This window comes from Paenarthrobacter sp. OM7 (assembly GCF_029873575.1).
In the GTDB taxonomy this organism is placed as follows: domain Bacteria; phylum Actinomycetota; class Actinomycetes; order Actinomycetales; family Micrococcaceae; genus Arthrobacter.
Genome location: NZ_CP123579.1, coordinates 2,341,308 through 2,360,170 on the forward strand (window position 1 = coordinate 2,341,308; position 18,863 = coordinate 2,360,170).

Here is an 18,863-nt window from a genome sequence, read left to right on the forward strand (position 1 = left end):
CGCGGCGCGCCTGATCTGCCGCGTGCTGCCTAGCGGACTTGCAATGGTTCGGCGGCGGTGATGCGCGCCAGCTCTTCGTAGCTGATGGAGAACATGGACTTGTGGTCGCCGGCTCCGGCCCAGAGCAGCGGGTGTTCCTGCAGGGACGTGTCCAGAATAGTGCGGAGTTTCTCCGGGTGGCCCACTGGGGCTACGCCTCCGACCTGCTGGCCGGTGTGTTCCAGGACGAAGTCCGGCGTTGCGCGCCGGATCTTTCCACTTCCCAGCTGATCTGCCACCAACGCTGTATCTACCCTTGCCGCGCCGCTGGCAAGGATGAGCAGGGGTGACCCGTCGAGCTCGAAGATCAGGCTGTTGGTGATCGCGGCGACCTCGCACCCCAGGACAGACGCAGCTGCGGCCGCCGTCGGAACCTCGTCCTCGAAGATTTGCACCGTGTCCGCAACACCGGCGGCAGTCAGGGCTGATTTTACGTTCAGTACAGGATCCGGAATCATTCAGTACCCTTGGGCGTCCAGGATGGCGTCTTCCTCTTCTTCGGACGTAGCGCGCTTGTTCTTCCGGGGAGCCGGACTACGCTTCTTCGGCGTGCCACCAGCAGCGATGATGTGCTCGTCCTCTTCCTCTTCGGCGTCAATGGCCGCGTTGCGGGCCTGTTGCCGCGCTGCGTAGCCGAACCCGATAAACATCAGGACACCAAAGGCAAACCACTGCAGGGAGTAGGAGAGGTGCGTCCCCTCCTCGGTTGCCGGTTTAGGGAAGGGCGTCGGCATCGGCTGTACTGCAGGATCTTCACTGGCCAGCTGCCCATAGGCCCCGGTGGCGATGGGGTAGGGGAGCTCGCTGGCGAAACCCGCCAGGTCAATGGAGGCCAACTGCCCGTCCACCGCTCCGCGGTCCAACTTGGGTTCAGCAGGCTTGAGGCGCGCCACCACCGTCACCTGACCCGCTGGTGGGGCCGGTATAACGTCGGGACGGCCGGGAGTGTTGTTGCCGATGGGCAGCCAACCACGGTCAATGACCACCGCTTCGCCGGTGGTAAGCCGGAAGGGAACCACGACGTCGTAACCTGGCTGCCCGTTCAGCGGGCGGTTTCGGACAACCCGCTGGCCCTCCACGTCGTAGCTGCCGCGCAGCTGGACCTGGGTCCATTCCTTTTCGGGATCCAGGGAATTGAACTGGTCCTTGATTTCTGTGTAGGGGACAGGCGTGGCCGAGTAGTTGCTCACCACGCGATTGATTTCGGCCAAAGTCTCGGCGCGGCGGTCCATCTGCCAGCGGCCCAGGAAAACACACGCTGTGGCAAAAATGACAGCCAGGACAAAGTACCCCAGCCACTTGCTGGAGAAGAGGAAGCGGTACATTCAGCCGGCCTCGTTCACTGCAGCGTCGCCGGCCGTGAAGGCAATCGTTTCTTTCCAGAGTCCCCGGGTGGTCAGATACTCCTCCAACCACTCCCGATGGTCTCCGCAGGAAAGCCACACTTTGCGCCGTTCCGGAGTGTGGATACGCGGGTTGTTCCACAGGAGTTGCCACTGGGCACCGGACCGGCACCCCTTCCGGGAGCACACAGCCGGAGCCGTGGCACGTTCGGAGTCCTGGCCGGCCGTACCTGGGCCACCGAGGTTGAAGATGTTCATGAAGCCGCCCGTTCGTCGCCGGGGTGTCCGGCCTCGCTTGCAGGTCCCCTCGAAGGGCCGCCTGGATTGCTTGTTGGTTCGTCGTCCACCAGCTCGCCCTGGAGCACCGTGGGTCCATCCGCGGTGGCTTCTTCCGGCTGGGAGGAGCGCTCGATTTCAGGGACAGCCACGTAGTCCAACAACGACTCGCTGTGGTCCTCAGCTTTGTCATTGCCGTTGGCGATGACAACCGCGATCCAAGGGAGGAAAACAGCGCCTGCGATCGCAATGATCTTGAACCATCCATCAACCACGAAAATGAGGACGATGCAGACCATACGGATACCCATGGCCACCGCATACTTGATCATGCGCTCACGCATGTCCTCGGAGTGGGCAGCGGCGGCATCCGTGATGCTGTGGACCTCGGGGTCGCCGGAAAAAGCGCCCGGTTCCCCGGGCACTTGCTGCAGGGGACTGTTTTCTCGTGTCACAACTGAATCATCACGCTCCAAAGGCCTCTCCCAATTCTCTCACCAAGGCCGTAACGGCCCAAACCGCGCAGGCTGAGGGTTACCCACGGGTTGGGATGGGCGACGGATAAGATCGACACAGGAAAATCCCCCTTTAATGCGGCACTTCGATGCCGCGGAACCTGGAGCCACAGCATGTCTGAAGCAGTCACAACCGGCCGCAGCGTCTTGATCACCGGCGGCAACCGCGGCATTGGCCTGGCCATTGCCGAATCGTTCCTCGCCAACGGCGACAAGGTGGCAGTGACCTACCGGAGTGAAACACAACTGCCTGAAGGCATCCTGGGCGTTCGGGCAGACGTCACGGACGAGGCCTCCGTTGACGCTGCGTTCAAAATCGTCGAGGAAGCCCATGGACCTGTTGAAGTCCTGGTTGCCAATGCCGGCATCACGAAGGACACGCTCCTGCTCCGCATGAGCGAAGACGACTTCACGTCGGTCCTCGACACCAACCTCACCGGCGCATTCCGTGTGATCAAGCGGGCATCCAAGGGAATGATCCGGCTCCGGAAGGGCCGTGTGGTCCTCATCTCTTCCGTCTCCGGCCTCTACGGAGCACCCGGCCAGATCAACTATTCCGCGTCCAAGGCCGGCATGGTGGGCATTGCACGTTCACTGACCCGCGAGCTCGGCAGCCGGGGCATCACCGCCAACGTGGTGGCGCCAGGTTTCATCAACACCGACATGACGGCTGAACTGCCCGAGGACACCCAGAAGGCCTACCTGGCCAACGTCCCGGCAGGTCGCTTTGCCGAGGCCTCCGAAGTGGCTGACGTAGTGCGCTGGGTTGCCAGTGACGAAGCTGCGTACATCTCAGGGGCCGTGATCCCGGTGGATGGTGGTCTGGGTATGGGCCACTAGCCTCAAACGCGGTTTTTGTCCGGGGCCCACAAGCGATTTCGTCCTTGCCGCTGGCATGATGGAAGGCGAGGCCACGGAATTTGGATGAAGTGAACAAAAGGAGCATGAATGGGAACGCTGGATAACAAGACCGCCATCGTCACGGGATCTTCCCGCGGAATTGGCGCCGAAGTTGCCAAGATCCTCGCGGGCGAGGGTGCCGCCGTCGTCGTTAATTACCGGCAGAAGGCGCCCCGCGCCAACAAGGTAGTGGCGGGCATCCAGGAAGCAGGCGGCCGCGCGGCTGCCGTGGGCGCTGACCTGACCACCGATGAAGGCGTGCACGCCCTTGCCAGCAAAGCCATGGAGGAGTTCGGATCCCTTGACGTCTTGGTGCTGAACGCGTCAGGCGGCATGGAATCGGGCATGGAAGAGGGTTACGCCCTCAAACTGAACCGTGATGCCCAGGTCAATATGCTCAACGCAGCCGTTCCGCTCATGCCTGAGGGTTCACGCGTCGTTTTCGTGACCAGCCACCAGGCGCATTTTGTGGAGACTGTTCCCACCATGCCGGAGTACGAGCCCGTCGCGAAGAGCAAGCGCGCCGGTGAGGACGCACTGCGTGAACTGATTCCCCACCTCGCGGACAAGGGCATCTCGCTGGTGGTGGTCTCCGGTGACATGATCGAGGGCACAGTGACTGCGACCCTGCTGGATCGCTCCAACCCTGGAGCCATCGAAGCGCGCCGCGCCGAGGCCGGCAAGCTTTACTCCGTGGAGGAATTCGCTGCCGAGGTTGCGAAGATGGTCACCGCGGACGTCGAATCCGGACACACGGAATACGTTGGCGGAGCCGATTACTTCGGCAAGACTGCCGAGTAGCAAATACCACCACAGCTGCGGCCCGGGACCTGTTCCCGGGCCACAGCTGTTTAACGCCACAACAGCGCAATAGTCACCCACGCTTTGAAGTATCATTTTGGTAAATTATCTGGTTTTTTGCGTCACGAAATGCGACTAGTCGTTTCGAATAAATGGCTTTGCATTATAAGAATTCTTCTGGTTGACTCTCCAAGGCAGCCTCGCACGTAGTTGTCAGCACGTTGCGTAAACCACAATGAGAGGGTTTATGCATGCCTTAGGAGCTTCTTTGGACCTGTTATTAGATGCTGATGATATTCACGCGTCGTATGATCAACGGCGCATCCTCAAAGGTGTGGGGCTTTCGTTGCATCGCGGCGAGATTCTGGGGTTGATTGGGACCAACGGCGCCGGCAAGACCACCCTGATGGGCGTCCTGGCCGGTTCCGTCAAGCACGACCATGGACGGATCACCCTGGCGGGTGAAAAATACATGCCGGATTCCATCGCAGAAGCGCAGGCTTGCGGAGTGGGGCATATTCCCCAGAACTTCCACATAGACCCGGAACTGACCATCACCGAAGCCATCTTTCGCGGAACCTTCCAGTCGGGCCGGCCACACGCGGAACTCCGCGATCAAGCGGGCAAGCTCATCCGGGACATTGGTATCACCATGGACCCCGACGCGAGGGTCGGAACGCTGATTCGAGCCGAGCAGGCCTTGGTGGAGGTACTCCGGATGGTGGCCGAGGAAGCCCAACTGGTGATCATGGACGAAGTGGCCGCGTCACTTCCGGACCACGATGTCGCGGTTTTGCATCAGGTCCTGAGAATGCTCACACGGCAGGGCCGGGCCATCATCTACATCACCCACCGCCTTGATGAGGTCCGTTCCATAGCCCACCGCATTGCTGTTATGCGCGACGGTAAGGTGCACAAGATCGTGGAGGCCAGCAAGACCGACGTCGACGAACTTGCCTTCCTCCTGCTGCAGCAGGAACTGGAGCGGATTTCCCGGCCCTCCGGCCCTGCGGCCGGGGGAGAGGCCTTGCGGATCTCCCACCTCAGCGTGGAGGAGAAAGTCCGTGATGCGAGCTTCAGTGTGGCCAAAGGCGAAATTTTCGGACTGGCAGGAACCCACAGATCGGGCGTCTATCAACTGATATCAGCCCTGGCGGGTATCCGCCCCTGCACGTCGGGAGAGATCTACGTGAACGGAACCCACGTCCAAATCCGCGGGCCCCAGGACGCGCAGCGGTTGAAGATCGGTTACTCGCCGGATGCGGCCTTTACCCTTGGTCCTGGGACGAGCATTGCGGAAGGGCTTCATCAGGGCGCCGGGGCGGGCGCTGAAAACCTTCGGGATGAGATCACCCACCTGAGGAATGTGGCTGACGTTGTGCACCGCATGCGCATCAACACCACCAACATCCAGGGCGCCCTCTCCACTTTGTCCGGCGGCGACCGCCAGAAGGTGGAACTGGCCCGATGGATCTCCAGCGACTGTGACGTCCTGATTCTCAGTCATCCCAGCCGCGGGATTGACGTTGGAGCCAAAGAGGTTGTGTACAAGATGTTGACGCAGCTCAGCAAGACTGGTGTCGCCATCATTCTCCTGTCCTCAGACCTCTCGGAGATGGTCAACTGGTGCCACCGGATTGGTGTCATGCGGGACGGGGAACTTGTCACCATTGAGGCCAACGCCAATACCAATGAGGATGTTTTGGTGCACCATATGCTGGGCGTCAAGTTCGAATCGGGGGGCAGCGCGGCCCGCCGCGCGAAAGTCTGACGCTTCCTGAAACACCGGCGAATGAATGGGGGGGCGGCTGCGATATTCGCAGCCGCCCCCACGGTTAGCACCGGAGATCAGATGGCGATGGCCTTGGCGATGTTATTGAGCTTGTGCCGTGCCAGCGCCAGGTTGGCATAGGTCCGGTCCAGCACGAGGTAGACAAAGAGCCCCTTGGACCCCGCCGAGTTCAGGACATTGATGAGGTGGTACTGCGAATCCAGGGTGATGAGGACGTCCTCGATGGAGCTGTCCAGTCCAAGGTCGGCCATGGTTCGGAGCTTGGAGCTGACAACATTGGAGTTTCCGGCAGCAGCGACGCCCAGATCGAAGCCTGGGTTGCCGCCCTGCGCCAGCGCCATTCCGCTGGTGTAGTCAACAATGGCCGCACCCGTGGCGCCTTCTATGGCGAGCAGTTCTTTCGTAGCTTCGTCAAGTGAGCTCATGATCAGTTCTTCCTGTTCTGTGGTTTCATCACTGGCAGCCATGAAATAGACGGACGGAACTTCCTGGTAGGCGGGCGCGCCGGGGCCGGAATCCCATTGGTTGGGAGCCATCCCCGTTGCCACCGCGTCAGGGTGCCGCTCGCGAATGATCTCGTGGAGCGGTGTTGGAAGGGGTTCAAATCCTGCGCTGCGTTTCCACCATTTCCACGTACGCTCCGAACGGTTCACTTACTGACCCTGCACTTCCGTCATTCAGACTGCCGTATGTTCTACGGATTTCTTCGTCGAGTTTTTCACTCTACACATGAATTACGGGGATAACGGAAAGAGCGTTCATTTCCATCGAATCCTTGGCAAAGAATGTGCTATTAATGACGATTTGATAAACAGTCAGAATAATCGCGTCACGAAATACACATTGTTGTTTCACGCGACAGACAACCAGGGAGTGCAGATGAGGCATCACTTGTTTTTGGGCGCGCTGAAGCGGACTGCAGCAAAGTGCAGCTGGCCGCGGGTCACCGCGGCGTGGGCACAGCAGGAGTCAGACGTTGGCGATGTGCCGTACGGCGTCAAGGTAAGGCATGTTGATTGCAGCGTCCGCTACCGCACGAACTGCTGGTTTGGCATTGAACGCAATACCAATTCCTGCCGCACTGAGCATGTCCAGGTCATTGGCGCCGTCGCCCACTGCGATGGTGTGCTCAAGACTGATGCTCTCCGCTGCTGCCCACTCACGCAAGTACTTCTCTTTGGCCGCCCGGTCGATCACAGCGCCAAGCACCTTGCCCGTCAACACGCCGTCGATGATTTCGAGCTCATTGGCGATCCAATGGTCCAGTCCAAGGTCTGCGGCAATGGGACGAAGAATCTGGTTGAAGCCGCCGGACACCACGGCAACAACGTGGCCTGCTTCCTTGAAGGCGGCGACGAGTTCTGCAGCACCAAGGCTGAGGCGCACCTCTTGCCGGACTGACTCGACGACCGCCACGGGCAACCCTGCGAGCACGGCAACCCGGGCATGGAGACTCTGGGCGAAGTCCAATTCACCGCGCATGGCGGCCTCGGTGACAGCAGCGACTTCCTCGCGCTTGCCTGCGTGGGCTGCCAGCAATTCAATGACTTCCTGCTGGATCAGCGTGGAATCGACATCCATGATGAGGAGCTTCCGGGTGGCCTGGCGCAGGCCCTCGGGAACAATGGCTGTATCAAAGCCGTCACTGGCTGCCGCAGCAACGTGCCGCCGAACGGTTGCAAGATCCGCCAACGTCTCCGTGCCCGCAGCAAGACCGGCCGTCATGACACTGAAACGATGATCGCCACCCTGTGATTCCGATGACACCTCGACGCCGGCGTCAGCAAGTACCCTCCGAAGGCCAACGAGGGATTCGGGGGACAAATGCACGCCATAGCTGACTGCAGCCAAGTTCGAAGTCATGGCGTCAATCCTACTGAGCACTTCCTGTCCGCCCGAATTCATTTCGACTGGCAAACACTGCTACGTGACCGGTTATCAGTCATATGGATTTTTGTCCTAGTGTCTACTGCTATGAGTGATGTTCTGGAATTGGCTTCCGTCAGCGTTGTCCGAGGCAAGAAGACCCTGCTGGACAAGGTTGACTGGCAGGTCAACGAAGGGGAGCGCTGGGTCATTCTGGGACCGAACGGCGCAGGCAAGACCACCCTTCTCCAAATTGCCGCAGCCCGGCTCCACCCCAGCAGCGGAAAGGCCGGGATCCTGGATGAGGTCCTGGGTCGCGTTGACGTCTTTGAACTCCGCCCCCGGATCGGACTCTCCTCGGCCGCACTTGCTACCCAGATTCCCGAGCACGAGAACGTCCTGAACGTGGTGGTTACCGCCGCCTACGGTGTTACCGGACGGTGGCGTGAGGGCTACGAGCGCGACGACGAACGTCGCGCCTTTGGGCTGCTGAACGACTGGGGGATGGGCCCGCTGCTCAACCGGACCTTTGCCACGTTGTCCGAAGGGGAGCGCAAGCGTGTGCAGATTGCCCGCGCCCTCATGACGGACCCCGAACTGTTGCTCTTGGATGAACCGGCTGCGGGCCTGGACCTCGGCGGCCGGGAGGAACTGGTCCACAAGCTCGGCGAGTTGGCCGGCGACGAAGCCGCACCCGCCATGGTGCTGGTCACCCACCACCTTGAAGAAGTGCCTCCAGGGTTCACCCACGCCATGCTGCTTCGCGAAGGTGGAGTGGTCGCTGCCGGCCCCATCAAGGAAGTACTCACCGACGAACACCTGAGCACCACGTTCGGCCTTGCCCTGGATGTCTCGGAAAACGGTGGCCGTTACACTGCCACCGCCCGCCGCTAGAGCGGTCCGGTAGCCAACAGTGGAGATTCTTAGCAGCATCCTGGTCTTTTTTGCCGGCTTGTGGGCCGGCACCATCAACGCGGTAGTCGGCTCCGGCACGCTGGTGACCTTCCCCGTGCTCATCGCCATCGGCATCACACCCGTGGTTGCGTCCATGAGCAACGCCATGGGCCTGGTGGCTGGCACAGCAGCAGGGGCGTGGGGTTACCGCCGCGAGTTGGCCGGCAGGGGACGGCAGCTGATGAAGCTGCTGCCGGCCTCACTGCTGGGCGGCATCACCGGTGCTTGGCTGTTGCTGCATCTGCCGGAGAAAGTCTTCCACTACGTAGCGCCCGTCCTGCTTGTCCTGGCGCTCCTGATGGTGCTGTTCCAGCCCAAGCTGCAGGCCTGGGTGCGCAGCAGGGAACAAAACCCCGAACATGCCATCCGGGACCGCAGCCACGGCATCCTCCTGGTGGTGCTTGTCTACCTCGCCGGCGTCTACGGTGGCTATTTCGTGGCGGCGCAAGGGATCTTGCTGGTAGGCATCCTCGGTGTGTTCCTCACGGGAACCATGCAAAATGCCAACGCCATGAAGAACATCCTGGTGCTCGGTGTCAACATGGTGGCAGCAATCTCCTACCTGATTTTTGCTTTCGACCGCATCGAATGGCTGGTGGTCCTCCTCATTGCCGTGAGCTCCACCATCGGCGGCTTGGTGGGATCAAAGGTTGGCCGGAAGTTGTCCCCGCGCGTCCTCAGGGCCGTCATCTTCACCCTGGGGATAGTGGCCCTGGGCTTCATGATCGCCAACCTGCTGAAATAATCACCCGGTGACATTCCACTACCTTGAGTCCGCGGATGATCCGCGCGTGACGGACTACACCACCCTCACCGATGTGCACCTGCGGAAGTTGCGCGAGCCGGAAGAAGGCATGTATATCGCCGAATCCTCCAGGGTCCTGCGCAGGGCACTGGCGGCCGGGCACCAGCCCCGCTCCTTTTTCCTGGCAGAGAAGTGGATGGAAGACCTCGACGACGTTTTCCAGGCATATCCGGACGTTCCGGTGTTTATCGGCAAGGCTGCCTTGCTGGAGGAAATCACGGGATTCCACCTGCACCGCGGTGCAATGGCGGCAATGCACCGGCCGGCCCCTGTTCCCCTGGAAGTGCTGCTGGCCAACGCGCGGCGCGTGGCCGTGCTCGAGGACATTGTTGACCACACCAACGTGGGAGCCATCTTCAGGTCCGCTGCTGCACTTGGCGTGGACGCTGTCCTGGTCTCTCCACGCTGTGGAGATCCGCTCTACAGGCGAAGTGTCCGGGTCAGCATGGGAACGGTCTTCCAGGTTCCCTGGGCACGCCTGGAAAGCTGGCCTGACGACTTGTTCCGCCTCAAGGAGCAAGGCTTCACCGTGGCAGCAATGGAGTTGACCGAGGACGCGGTGGATCTGGATGATCTTGCGGCGAAGCAATATTCCAAACTGTCCTTGGTGCTCGGTACAGAGGGTGCCGGCATGAGCCAGGACACGTTGGCCGCGGCGGACCTCGCAGTCAAGATTCCCATGCGTGCCGGCGTTGACTCACTCAACGTCGCCGCTGCCTCGGCGGTGGCCTTCTGGGAACTCCGCCCACGGGACTGACCGGCGGTTCGTCTGGCGGGGCGCTTTCCGCTATGATTGGTTGTTGGCCCGGCAGCTGGATTATTCATCCTGCAGCAACCGGACCACCTCCATTCATACCTGGCAACTGGCAAAATCCAGTTGCGTGAACAAAAGGTCCCATTATGAAGTCTGATATCCACCCGAAGTACGAAGCTGTTGTTTTCAACGACCTGGCTTCCGGTACGCAGTTCCTGACCAAGTCCACCGTGTCTTCCTCGAAGACCATCGAGTGGGAAGACGGAAACACCTACCCGGTTATCGACGTCGAAATCTCTTCGGAGTCCCACCCGTTCTACACGGGCAAGCAGCGCATCATGGACTCCGCTGGCCGCGTCGAGCGCTTCAACGCCCGCTTCAAGGGCTTCGGCGGCAAGAAGTAACCACTTCACCCCAAGGCTTTCAAGGCCCGCATTGCTGGATCTCCGGCGATGCGGGCCTTTGCGTTTTCCGGCAAGATGGAACGCATGACTTCCAGCCCTGGGCAGCGACCCACCCTCAACGACGCCGACCACCCCTTTCACGGCGAATATAAAGTTCCCGGCGGAAAACTGGTGGTGGTTGACCTGGACGTCGTGGCGGGGAAGTACGCCAACGTCTCGCTGAGCGGTGACTTCTTCCTTGAACCGGACGAAGCCCTGCAGGCCATCAACGCCTCACTCACCGGACTTCCGGACAGCTCAACGGCAGCAGACATCGCCGCAGCCGTCACGGCCGGGCTGCCCAAGGATGCCGTCCTGTTTGGGTTCTCCGCGGAAGCCGTAGCTGTCACCGTCCGCCGTGCACTGGCCAAAGCCACCAGCTGGGCGGACCACCAGTGGGACGTCATCCCGCCGTCCGTGCTGCCCACCCAGCTGAACGTCGCCCTGGACGAGGTCCTCACTGAAGAGGTAGGCGCCGGATTGCGCAATCCTACGCTGCGCTTCTGGGACTGGGAGGAGCCATCCGTGGTGATAGGCAGCTTCCAGTCGGTACGCAACGAGGTGGACCCGGAGGGTGTAGCCCGCCACGGCATAACCGTGGTGCGACGCATCAGCGGTGGCGGCGCCATGTTCATGGAAGCCGGCAATTGCATCACCTATTCGCTCTACCTGCCCCAGACCTTGGTGGACGGCATCAGTTTTGCCGACTCCTATGCTTTCCTGGATGCCTGGGTGATGGCAGCCTTGGAGAAACTGGGCATCACGGCTTTCTACGTTCCCCTCAATGACATCGCTACCGAACAAGGCAAGATCGGGGGCGCAGCCCAGAAGCGCCTGGCGAACGGTGGCATGCTGCACCACGTCACCATGAGCTACGACATCGATGCCGACAAAATGGTGGATGTTCTTCGCATCGGCAAGGAAAAACTCTCGGACAAGGGGACGCGGAGCGCCAAGAAGCGTGTTGATCCGCTTCGACGCCAAACGGGTCTCGCCCGCGCGGCTATCCTCGCGGCCATGCAGGAGGTCTTCGCGGAACGCTATGGCGCCGAAGAGTCCCGCCTCACCGAGGCCGAGCTCGGTGAGGCCAGGAAACGTGTAGAGGCCAAGTTCGGCACCGACGAATGGTTGAACCGGGTTCCGTAGCCGGCCGGTGGGAACTACCCCACGGCGGCCTGTGCCGTGAGTGCCCGCAGCAAGTGGCTTCGCTGCTCGATGACTATCCGGCGCAGGGCGCGGGGAGCGTCAGCATGCGCCTTCAGCCAAGCATCCGTCCGTACCAGCACCGGATGTTCGGCGGGCTGCATGCCCTCGCTCAAGTCCTGGGCGCCCGGGAACAATCCGCGCACAATCCTGCCGGCAATCTCGATGCTGCGTTCCGCCCATACCTGCTCGAGACAGTCGAAGTAGCGTTCCACATACGGTTCCAACAGGAACCCTGGGGCCGTGGAGAAACCCGTGATTGTCGCGCTCAGGATCTCGTTGGACAGCCCAGGGCTGTTAACCATGGAATCCCACGCAGCTGCCTTGACTGAGGCATCCGGCACGGCAGCCGATGCCATAGCATGGCCCTCCCTGCCGGACGCTGTGGTATCGGCCTGCAGTTCCCGGTCCAGTTCGGCACGTGACGCCTGGCCTTGGGCGGACAGGGCCTGCCAGAAGCTCCACCGCAGTTCTGCGTCCACCGCAAGTCCGTCAATGACAATGTTGCCTTCCAGGATTCCGCGCAGCAAAGGAAGTTCAGTGTCCCCATGCCGGGACACGTCTGCCAAGGTCCTGGCCCATGCCAGTTGTTGGTCTGAGCCGGGGGCTGCTGCCTTCATCCTGGCCGCCACGACTGCGAGGAAATCCTTGCGTACCCCTTCACGGGCTGCCGCCGGAACGTAGCGTTTAATGGCGCCGGAGGCATTGCCAAGCACGTTCAACAGGACCCCAATGCCGGTCTCCGAGGAGGCAAACTGCTCTACTGCGGCCACGTAGCGCACGGCGGGCGTCACACCGTCGCGGGCAGAATCCCACAATGCGGTCCAGCAGAGGGCGCGGGCCATGGGATCGGTGATTTTGTCGAGCGACGTCCGGACCGTGTGTTCGGAATCCGGATCCAGGCGGACCTTGGCGTAGCTCAGGTCATCATCGTTGACCAGAAGCAGGGCTGGACGGCGCTTGCCGTTCAGTTGGGGCACCAACGTGCTGGGCCCTGTCACGTCCACCTCATGGCTTTCGGACCGGACGAGCCGGCCCGAAGCATCAGCGTCGTACAGGCCCAACCGCAACCGGTGAGGTCGGAGTTCCTGATGTCCCGTGATGGGGTCAATAGCATCCTGCCGAAGCGTCACGGCGCCAAAGACGCCGTTGTCGTCCACGATTTCTGCCGAAATCGTGGAGATGCCGGACGTCTGAAGCCATTGACGGGCCCAGTCTCCAAGGTCCCTTCCTGATGCGGTGCTGAGTGCGCGGAGGAGGTCCTGGAGAGAGGTATTGCCGAACGCATGGTCCCGGAAGTACTGACGGGAGCCGGCAATGAAGGCATCAAAGCCTACGTAGGCCACCAGTTGTTTCAGTACCGAAGCGCCCTTGGCATAGGTGATCCCGTCAAAGTTCTGCTTGGCTGCTTCAAGGTCCGGGATGTCGGCCACAATCGGGTGCGTGGTGGGCAGCTGGTCCTGGACATAGGCCCAGGCTTTACGCTTATTGGCGAAGTTCACCCATGCGGTGTCCCAATCGGTGGCACGGTCCACGCCAAGTGTCCCCATGTAGTCGGCGAACGACTCCTTGAGCCAGAGATCGTCCCACCAGTTCATGGTCACGAGGTCGCCGAACCACATGTGGGCCATCTCGTGCATCAAGGTGTTCGCACGGGCCTGGTACTGGGCATCGGTGGCGCGGGAGGCGTAGACATACTTTTCCGTGAATGTGACCAACCCGGGATTTTCCATGGCTCCGAGGTTGTATTCGGGCACGAAGGCCTGGTCATACTTACCCCACGGGTAGGGGTAGTCGAAGAGGTCGTTGAAGAAGGCCAGCCCGCTCTTGGTCAACCGGAACAGTTCTCCGGCATCGAAGGAGTCCGCCAACGAGGCCCTGCAGAAAAGTGCCAGCGGCACGTCAAGGCGGGTGTCGTCGTCGAGCGTTACGCCCCAGTGGTCAGTTGCCTTGAAGTAGGGTCCCGCGAGGACGGTGGTGATGTACGTGGACATGCGTTGGGTTGTGGCGAAATCCCAGCGCGCGGCGCGGGTGTCACCGGCCTCCGGTGTCCGCAGTTCCTCAACTCCGTTGGACGCAACTTCCCAGTTTGCCGGAGCGATCACGTGGAACGTAAATTCGGCCTTGAGGTCCGGCTGTTCGAAGTTGGCGAAGACCCGGCGGCTGTCCGCAGGTTCGTACTGGGTGTAGAGATAGCACTGTCCATCGGCGGGATCAACAAACCGGTGCATGCCCTCGCCTGAGCGGCTGTAAAGCCCTGTTCCGGTTACGGTGACCGTGTTCTCGGCTGCCAGTCCGGCCAGGGTGATCCTGTCGCGGTCCACCACCGATCCGACGTCCAACGCCTGGCCGTTCAGCACCACGGACTGCACGCCGCCATGGATGAAATCCAGGAAGGTGGCAGAGCCAGGCTCAGCGGAGAAAGTGATGGTGCTGACACTCGGATAACCGGAGACGGCGGGATCTTCCGCGTCGCGGACATCGAGGGTGACGTCGTAGCTGTGGGTGGTGATCAGGGCTGAACGGGTAGCGGCTTCATCGCGCGATAGATTGTGATTCGACACACAGCTATCTAATCATGATCAAGGCGGCGCCCAGGCCCAGCGATGCGATGAGCAGCCAGGAGCCCAGGGCTACCAGAACAGCCCGCCCTCCGGTGTGGATCAGGGTCCGTATGCGCACGGCTGAGCCCAGTCCAAAGAGCGCCGTCGCCAGCAGAATGTCCTGGACCGCTGCCGCGATCTCCATGGCCACCGGCGGGGCCCAGCCCAACGACCGTACGGCCACCAACGCGAGGAAGCCCACCACGAACAGAGGGACAATCGGCGGAAACCTGCTCTCCATTCCGGCCGTTCCATTGGCGCGTTCCCGGACATGGAGAATCCGCTGATGAAGCCCCGCGGTGGCTGCTATCGGTGCCAGCAGGACAACCCTGGTCAATTTCACGACGACGGCGATTGCCAACGCCGAAGTCCCGGCGGTTTGGGCGGTGGCTACCACCTGGCCGACGTCATGGACGGAGGCCCCTGTCCATGCACCGAACTGCCCAGGGCTGAGGCCCAAGGGGTGCATGAGCAGGGGAAGAACCCCAATGGCCAACGTGCCGCAGAGGGTCACCAGCGCTACTGGCAGGACCGTGTCCTGGTGCCTGATCCGCCGCACTGCAGCCATGGCCCCGATAGCCGATGCGCCGCAGATGGAAAAGCCTGTGGCAATCAACAACGCCGCCTCGCGAGGGAGACGCAACAAGCGGGCCAGGCCATACGTTCCTGCGAAGCTCACCAGGACCACCCCGGCGATCAGCAGCAGTGCCACCCATCCAAGTCCAAGGACATCGCCCATGCTGACCTTGAGTCCCAGCAAGATAATGCCTGCACGCATGAAGTGTTTCCCCGCGAAGTCGAGCCCCTGGCGGGCGCGCCCCGCCGTGAGGACAGCCGTCCCCGGTATATTTGCTGAGAGTAAGCCCAAGGCGACAGCGAGCGTCATGGCCGGAACCGCCGGAAACACGGCGTGGATTGCGAAGGCAAGACCCGTAGCGGCGATGCTCAGGACCAACCCGGGCCCCAGCCGGGACAGCTGGGGCGTAAGACTGTTGAAGGGCATGCCATAACCCTGCCGGATGGGGGCACGGAAAGGCGAACCGGGAGCATCCGGAAACCGCGACACAATCAGTGCGTAATGCGCTCGACTCAAAAAGGTGATTGTCTAATTCCCATGTCTGACCTATTCCAGGATTACTCCGAGGCCGCTGCCCGCAGCGGCGCCTATGACGAGATGTTTGCCCCCGGCCACGTTGCCAGAAAATCCTACGGTCAGGTTTCCGGCGCCTTGCGGGAGCTGTCCCTGGCCGATGTGACCGCCCGGGCCGACTCCATGGCGCGCACGTTCCTGGACCGCGGAGTCACCTTCGACTATGCGGGGGAGGAGCGCCCGTTCCCGCTGGACATCGTTCCCCGCGTTATCCCTGCCGACGAATGGGACGTCCTGGAACGCGGGGTAGCCCAGCGGGTCAAAGCACTGGAGGCTTTCCTCAACGACGTCTATGGACGCATGGCGGTAGTCACCGATGGCGTGATCCCCCGGCAACTCGTCACCACCAGCGCACACTTCCACCGGGCAGTCCATGGATTCGAACCATCCGGCGGTGTGCGTGTCCATGTCTCGGGCATCGACGTCGTCCGTGATGCTGCCGGGACCTTCAGGGTGCTTGAGGACAACGTCCGCGTTCCCTCCGGCGTCAGCTACGTTCTGGAGAATCGCCGGGCGATGGCCAAGGGCCTTCCAGAGGCTTTCGGCCAGCAACACATCCGTCCTGTGGAGGAATATCCCCGGCGGCTTCTCTCAGCACTCCGTAAGACAGCTCCCGCGGGCGTGGACGATCCTACGGTGGTTGTCCTGACGCCCGGCGTGTTCAACAGCGCCTACTTTGAACACACGCTCCTTGCCGGCCTCATGGGCGTGGAACTGGTGGAAGGCCGCGACCTCATCTGCCGCGGCAACCGGGTCTACATGCGGACCACTGCGGGCGAACAACGCGTGGACGTCATCTACAAGCGCATCGATGACGACTTCCTTGATCCGCTCCAGTTCCGTTCCGATTCCATGCTGGGTTGCCCTGGCCTGGTCAATGCCGCACGTGCCGGGGGAGTGACAATAGCCAACGCTGTGGGCAACGGCGTAGCTGATGACAAGCTCGTGTACAGTTACGTCCCTGACCTGATCCGGTACTACCTTCACGAAGAGCCGATCATCGCCAACGTTGACACTTTCCGGCTTGAGGAAAAGGAAGCCAGGGAGCATGTGCTGGACCGCCTTGACGAACTGGTGGTGAAGCCCGTGGACGGTTCAGGCGGCAAGGGACTGGTCATAGGACCTGATGCCACGAAGGACGAACTCGATGCCCTGCGCAAACGGGTTATTGCCGATCCGCGCGGATGGATCGCGCAGCCTGTCCTGCAGCTGTCAACCGTGCCGACGCTTTCCGGGGACAAATTCGGACCCCGTCACGTTGACCTCCGTCCCTTCGCTGTCAACGACGGCGACGACGTCTGGGTCCTCCCCGGCGGACTGACCAGGGTGGCACTCAAGGAAGGTTCCTTGATAGTGAACTCCAGCCAGGGCGGCGGCTCCAAGGACACCTGGGTGTTGGCCGACTCGCCGAAGCTGCCCGCCGAGGTCATCCCGCGCCAGTCCGTCACCGTCCGTGAACAGGTCTCTGTATGGCCCGTCGAAAGCAATTGGCGTGACCGCCAAACGGAGCAGCAACAGTGACCCCGATCCACCACCACTTGAACTTCGACCTGCACCCCTCGAAGGAGGCAGTTCCATGCTGAGCCGTATTGCTGAGTCTCTTTTTTGGATCGGACGCTACGTAGAACGCGCCGATGGTACGTCCAGGATCCTGGATGTGCACCTCGAACGACTGAACCACCTGCCCCTCGAGGAGCAGCGGAGCGTAGCCCGGGAACTCCTTGCCGTGATGGGTGCCAAGCCCCAGAGCGAGGACTTCGGACTCCCTGAACTCCTGCATGCCCTCGCTTATGACAAGCAGAGCGCGTCCTCCATTGCCGGTTCGCTGGGGGCTGCACGCGAGAATGCACGGCGCGCCCGGGAAACTGTTTCGCAGTCACTCTGGGAAAGCCTCAACACCACCTACTACGGCCTCAACCAGCATCGCAAGGATGTGGTGGGAACCTACCGTTTCTGCAACTGGGTCCTCGAACGGACAGCAATGGTCCGCGGTCTTGCGGACACCACAGTCAGCCATGACGAGAGTTGGTTGTTCATGGTGTTGGGCCGGTCCTTGGAACGGGCGGACATGACTGCCCGCATGCTCTCAACGCGCGATGTCCAGTCTGCGGGTATGTCGTGGGTCAACATGCTCCGATGCGCGGGCGCATATGAGTCGTTCATTCGTACGCGCAGGGCTGCCTTCGGAGACCAGCACGCCGCGGAATTCCTGCTGTTGGACCGTTTGTTCCCGCGGTCAATCGTCTATGCCTTGCGCGATGCCGATGAATGCCTCGCGAAACTGGACCCGTCAGCCCAGCGTGTGGGCTTCATCAACGATGCCCGGCGCATTGTCGGCCAGGCCCGCACGTTCCTCGAGTTCCACCGCACAGACGACCTCATGTCCGAGCTGCCAGAGCACATGGAACGTGTGCAGAAGGCCGTGACGCAGGCGTCCGATGCGATTTCCCGTAAGTACTTCAATCAGGCTGATGAGCATGCCTGGGTGGGAGAAGTTTCATGACCCGGCTGAGCATCGTGCACAAGACGGCTTACAAGTACAACCGCCGCGTGACGTTGTCCTATAACGAGGCCCGGATGACGCCCCTCACCGACGGCCAGCAGGTGGTTCTCGAGTCCTCGCTGAAGGTCTCACCCCATCAGGCGTCCGTCAGCACCTACCGTGACTACTGGGGTACCAGGGTCACGGCATTCGATATGCAAATGCCGCATGAGAGCCTTGAGGTCCTCGCCACGGCCACCGTGGAAGTGCACCGCACCGAACGCGTGGCAGTCGAGGACGACATCGTCGGATGGGACGTCATTGCTTCGGACAAGGTCCAGGACGAGTTCAGCGACTGGTTGCCCCAGTCCAGGCTCAGTGGGCCGGGCGAGGAGGTCCTGGGCATTGTTCCCGGCGTTGTGGAGGGTAAGAATCCCCACGAGGCGGCCTTGGCGGTGTTCGCCTGGATGGCCGGTGAGATGACCTATATGAAGGGCACCACCGGGGTGACGACGAATGCCGAGCAGGCGTGGTCCCAGCGCCAAGGCGTGTGCCAGGATCTGGCACATCTGGCCATTGGGGCATTGCGCTGCAGTGGCATCCCTGCCCGCTATGTTTCGGGGTACATCCACCCAAGGTCCACGGCCGACATTGGCGAAACCGTTGCGGGACAGTCACACGCGTGGCTGGAATGGTGGGATGGGGAATGGCGCAGCTGGGACCCCACCAACCACAAGCCTGCAGGCGATTACCACGTCACGGTGGCGCGGGGCCGAGACTACCGCGATGTTCCCCCACTGAAGGGCATCCTGTCCGGTGGCGGCGGCTCGGGACTCTCCGTTTCGGTGGAGATCACGCGCCTCGCGTAGGAGTTCAGTCGCGGAGGAGTTTAAGTACAGATAAGGCCCTTAAGAGCTGCTCTTGAGGGCCTTATCTG

At 61.5% G+C, this 18,863-nt stretch carries 19 protein-coding genes; 11 read left to right on the forward strand and 8 right to left on the reverse strand.

Translation table 11 applies throughout. The features are described from left to right. Positions 1–29 precede the first annotated feature (29 nt). The 4 genes from QEH68_RS10780 to QEH68_RS10795 are packed head-to-tail and all read right to left on the reverse strand — an operon-like array spanning position 30 to position 2,134. On the reverse strand, positions 30–497 hold the full coding sequence (locus QEH68_RS10780) for a YbaK/EbsC family protein (RefSeq protein ID WP_280627942.1): 468 nt from the start codon (positions 495–497) through the stop codon (positions 30–32). Then, positions 498–1,364: an SURF1 family protein gene (locus QEH68_RS10785; RefSeq protein ID WP_207593536.1), complete on the reverse strand. Its 867-nt coding sequence runs from the start codon at positions 1,362–1,364 to the stop codon at positions 498–500. After that, on the reverse strand, positions 1,365–1,640 hold the full coding sequence (locus QEH68_RS10790) for a hypothetical protein (RefSeq protein WP_207593537.1): 276 nt from the start codon (positions 1,638–1,640) through the stop codon (positions 1,365–1,367). Next, positions 1,637–2,134, reverse strand: a complete 498-nt coding sequence (locus tag QEH68_RS10795; RefSeq protein ID WP_280627943.1) for a DUF3099 domain-containing protein — start codon at positions 2,132–2,134, stop codon at positions 1,637–1,639. The genes QEH68_RS10790 and QEH68_RS10795 overlap by 4 nt, the downstream gene beginning before the upstream one ends. Before the next feature lie 153 nt (positions 2,135–2,287). On the opposite strand from QEH68_RS10795, the gene fabG reads away from it, so the two are divergent. The 3 genes from fabG to QEH68_RS10810 all read left to right on the forward strand — a co-directional run bounded on the left by fabG (position 2,288) and on the right by QEH68_RS10810 (position 5,645). Further along, on the forward strand, positions 2,288–3,013 hold the full coding sequence (fabG, locus tag QEH68_RS10800; RefSeq protein WP_207593539.1) for a 3-oxoacyl-ACP reductase FabG: 726 nt from the start codon (positions 2,288–2,290) through the stop codon (positions 3,011–3,013). Positions 3,014–3,121: 108 nt separating this feature from the next. After that, positions 3,122–3,874, forward strand: coding sequence for an SDR family oxidoreductase (locus QEH68_RS10805; RefSeq protein ID WP_207593540.1), 753 nt, complete (start codon positions 3,122–3,124; stop codon positions 3,872–3,874). Positions 3,875–4,142: 268 nt separating this feature from the next. Continuing rightward, complete coding sequence (locus QEH68_RS10810; protein ID WP_280627944.1) at positions 4,143–5,645, forward strand: sugar ABC transporter ATP-binding protein; 1,503 nt, start codon at positions 4,143–4,145, stop codon at positions 5,643–5,645. A gap of 77 nt (positions 5,646–5,722) precedes the next feature. Here QEH68_RS10810 and QEH68_RS10815 read toward each other — a convergent pair whose 3' ends face one another. Further along, positions 5,723–6,319 (reverse strand): hypothetical protein, encoded by a 597-nt coding sequence (locus tag QEH68_RS10815; RefSeq protein ID WP_280627945.1) that lies wholly within the window; start codon positions 6,317–6,319, stop codon positions 5,723–5,725. Positions 6,320–6,635: 316 nt separating this feature from the next. Then, entirely contained in the window at positions 6,636–7,529 is an 894-nt protein-coding gene (gene serB / locus QEH68_RS10820) for a phosphoserine phosphatase SerB (RefSeq protein ID WP_280627946.1), read from the reverse strand. A gap of 111 nt (positions 7,530–7,640) precedes the next feature. Here serB and QEH68_RS10825 point away from each other — a divergent pair, with 111 nt between their 5' ends. The 5 genes from QEH68_RS10825 to QEH68_RS10845 all read left to right on the forward strand — a co-directional run bounded on the left by QEH68_RS10825 (position 7,641) and on the right by QEH68_RS10845 (position 11,634). Continuing rightward, positions 7,641–8,426 carry an ABC transporter ATP-binding protein gene (locus QEH68_RS10825; protein ID WP_207593543.1) on the forward strand — a complete coding sequence of 262 codons (786 nt, stop codon included), beginning with the start codon at positions 7,641–7,643 and terminating at the stop codon, positions 8,424–8,426. 19 nt (positions 8,427–8,445) lie between these two features. Then, entirely contained in the window at positions 8,446–9,231 is a 786-nt protein-coding gene (locus QEH68_RS10830) for a sulfite exporter TauE/SafE family protein (protein ID WP_207593544.1), read from the forward strand. 7 nt (positions 9,232–9,238) lie between these two features. Then, entirely contained in the window at positions 9,239–10,048 is an 810-nt protein-coding gene (locus QEH68_RS10835; protein ID WP_280627947.1) for an RNA methyltransferase, read from the forward strand. A 143-nt stretch (positions 10,049–10,191) separates the two neighbouring features. Continuing rightward, positions 10,192–10,449 (forward strand): type B 50S ribosomal protein L31, encoded by a 258-nt coding sequence (locus tag QEH68_RS10840; RefSeq protein WP_017200906.1) that lies wholly within the window; start codon positions 10,192–10,194, stop codon positions 10,447–10,449. An 84-nt stretch (positions 10,450–10,533) separates the two neighbouring features. Further along, positions 10,534–11,634 carry a biotin/lipoate A/B protein ligase family protein gene (locus tag QEH68_RS10845; protein WP_280627948.1) on the forward strand — a complete coding sequence of 367 codons (1,101 nt, stop codon included), beginning with the start codon at positions 10,534–10,536 and terminating at the stop codon, positions 11,632–11,634. 14 nt (positions 11,635–11,648) lie between these two features. On the opposite strand, the gene pepN is transcribed toward QEH68_RS10845, so the two are convergent. After that, complete coding sequence (gene pepN / locus QEH68_RS10850; protein WP_280627949.1) at positions 11,649–14,255, reverse strand: aminopeptidase N; 2,607 nt, start codon at positions 14,253–14,255, stop codon at positions 11,649–11,651. A 4-nt stretch (positions 14,256–14,259) separates the two neighbouring features. Then, on the reverse strand, positions 14,260–15,297 hold the full coding sequence (locus QEH68_RS10855; protein WP_280627950.1) for a putative sulfate exporter family transporter: 1,038 nt from the start codon (positions 15,295–15,297) through the stop codon (positions 14,260–14,262). A 111-nt stretch (positions 15,298–15,408) separates the two neighbouring features. On the opposite strand from QEH68_RS10855, the gene QEH68_RS10860 reads away from it, so the two are divergent. The 3 genes from QEH68_RS10860 to QEH68_RS10870 are packed head-to-tail and all read left to right on the forward strand — an operon-like array spanning position 15,409 to position 18,795. Beyond that, complete coding sequence (locus QEH68_RS10860) at positions 15,409–16,965, forward strand: circularly permuted type 2 ATP-grasp protein (protein ID WP_207593549.1); 1,557 nt, start codon at positions 15,409–15,411, stop codon at positions 16,963–16,965. 55 nt (positions 16,966–17,020) lie between these two features. Further along, entirely contained in the window at positions 17,021–17,947 is a 927-nt protein-coding gene (locus QEH68_RS10865; protein ID WP_026540668.1) for an alpha-E domain-containing protein, read from the forward strand. Then, positions 17,944–18,795: a transglutaminase family protein gene (locus tag QEH68_RS10870; protein WP_280622841.1), complete on the forward strand. Its 852-nt coding sequence runs from the start codon at positions 17,944–17,946 to the stop codon at positions 18,793–18,795. Before QEH68_RS10865 ends, QEH68_RS10870 begins: the two co-directional genes overlap by 4 nt. Positions 18,796–18,863: the final 68 nt, after the last annotated feature.

Excerpts from the sequence above, each read along its gene's own strand:
- QEH68_RS10825 (WP_207593543.1), top strand. The coding sequence starts at position 7,641 with ATGAGTGATGTTCTGGAATTGGCTTCCGTCAGCGTTGTCCGAGGCAAG.
- QEH68_RS10785 (WP_207593536.1), bottom strand. The coding sequence starts at position 1,364 with ATGTACCGCTTCCTCTTCTCCAGCAAGTGGCTGGGGTACTTTGTCCTG.
- QEH68_RS10870 (WP_280622841.1), top strand. The coding sequence starts at position 17,944 with ATGACCCGGCTGAGCATCGTGCACAAGACGGCTTACAAGTACAACCGC.
- QEH68_RS10840 (WP_017200906.1), top strand. The coding sequence starts at position 10,192 with ATGAAGTCTGATATCCACCCGAAGTACGAAGCTGTTGTTTTCAACGAC.
- QEH68_RS10855 (WP_280627950.1), bottom strand. The coding sequence starts at position 15,297 with ATGCCCTTCAACAGTCTTACGCCCCAGCTGTCCCGGCTGGGGCCCGGG.
- QEH68_RS10780 (WP_280627942.1), bottom strand. The coding sequence starts at position 497 with ATGATTCCGGATCCTGTACTGAACGTAAAATCAGCCCTGACTGCCGCC.
- serB (WP_280627946.1), bottom strand. The coding sequence starts at position 7,529 with ATGACTTCGAACTTGGCTGCAGTCAGCTATGGCGTGCATTTGTCCCCC.
- QEH68_RS10860 (WP_207593549.1), top strand. The coding sequence starts at position 15,409 with ATGTCTGACCTATTCCAGGATTACTCCGAGGCCGCTGCCCGCAGCGGC.
- QEH68_RS10790 (WP_207593537.1), bottom strand. The coding sequence starts at position 1,640 with ATGAACATCTTCAACCTCGGTGGCCCAGGTACGGCCGGCCAGGACTCC.
- QEH68_RS10805 (WP_207593540.1), top strand. The coding sequence starts at position 3,122 with ATGGGAACGCTGGATAACAAGACCGCCATCGTCACGGGATCTTCCCGC.
- QEH68_RS10845 (WP_280627948.1), top strand. The coding sequence starts at position 10,534 with ATGACTTCCAGCCCTGGGCAGCGACCCACCCTCAACGACGCCGACCAC.
- fabG (WP_207593539.1), top strand. The coding sequence starts at position 2,288 with ATGTCTGAAGCAGTCACAACCGGCCGCAGCGTCTTGATCACCGGCGGC.
- QEH68_RS10865 (WP_026540668.1), top strand. The coding sequence starts at position 17,021 with ATGCTGAGCCGTATTGCTGAGTCTCTTTTTTGGATCGGACGCTACGTA.